The organism is Mucilaginibacter panaciglaebae, from assembly GCF_039539265.1.
Classification (GTDB): Bacteria; Bacteroidota; Bacteroidia; order Sphingobacteriales; family Sphingobacteriaceae; genus Mucilaginibacter; species Mucilaginibacter panaciglaebae.
On the sequence record NZ_BAABCV010000029.1, the window covers coordinates 1 to 1,069 of the forward strand.

At 42.0% G+C, this 1,069-nt stretch carries 2 protein-coding genes; both read left to right on the forward strand.

Features of this window, described 5'->3' with window-relative positions; translation table 11 throughout:
* Window positions 1–41 precede the first annotated feature (41 nt).
* A complete protein-coding gene (locus ABD772_RS17515; protein ID WP_345107519.1) occupies window positions 42–434 on the forward strand; it encodes a hypothetical protein in 393 nt (130 codons plus the stop codon).
* Between the two features lie 5 nt (window positions 435–439).
* Window positions 440–1,069: IS3 family transposase (locus ABD772_RS17520; RefSeq protein WP_345107522.1), on the forward strand; the 630-nt coding region annotated here is incomplete at its 3' end.

Below are 1,069 nucleotides of genomic sequence, written 5' to 3' on the forward strand. Positions count from 1 at the left end.
TGTCCCGTCCTGAAATAAGTTGACATCCAAGTTGACTTATTATGAAGAAACACTTAAAACGAGTTATCAGGCGCAGTCAGCGCGATTACAGTCTTGCCTTTAAGTTGCAGGTTGTGCAACAGGTAGAAAAAGGCGAGCTTACTTACAAAAGGGCTCAAAAGCATTACGGTATTCAAGGAAAAAGTACGGTATTGGTTTGGCTAAGGAAACATGGTACCTTAGATTGGACCTTACCAAAACAGTACACCTTGGAAAACGAGCGGAAACTTACTCCCGAACAACGTATTAAGCAGTTAGAAACAGCTTTGAAAGATGAGCAGGACAAGAACCTGATCTATAAGACCATGTTTGATATTCTGCAAAAAGAGCATGGTATTGCTTTGCCAAAAAAGCCTTTACCCAAGCAATCCAAAGGCTCAAAGCCAAAGGAATAGTAAGCCTGTCAAAGGCTTGCAGATTGTTTGGGATTAGCCGTCAGGGCTATTATCAAAACCAACAGCGCATAGAAAAGCGTTTAAAAGAATTAAGTGAGGTAAAGGCAGCTGTCATTAAAGAACGTATCCATTTGCCGAGATTGGGTACGCGTAAGCTTTATTACCGGCTAATTAAGCAGATCAGAAGCAAAGGAATAAAGATTGGCCGGGATGCCTTGTTTGATTTTCTACGTTCAGAGCATATGCTGATCAAACCAAAGCATTCTTATCATAAAACGACGAATTCAAAACACTGGCTACATAAATACCCTAACCTACTTAAGCACAGAAAAACAGTAACAAGGCCTAACGAAGTATGGGTAAGCGATATCACTTATATCGACACCAAGGCCGAAACAGCATACCTCAGTTTGATCACTGATGCATATTCACGAAAGATTGTGGGGTATCATTTGCATCCCAGCTTACATACTGACGGCGTGGCTGCGGCTATGCAAATGGCTGTCAAACAAGAACAAATCGCTGCGCCATTGATACATCACTCGGACAGAGGATTGCAATACTGCTCAGCACAATATCAGCAGTTGTTGGCCAAACATCACATCACGCCGTCAATGACCGATGGATATGATTGT

Excerpts from the sequence above, each read along its gene's own strand:
- ABD772_RS17515 (WP_345107519.1), top strand. The coding sequence starts at position 42 with ATGAAGAAACACTTAAAACGAGTTATCAGGCGCAGTCAGCGCGATTAC.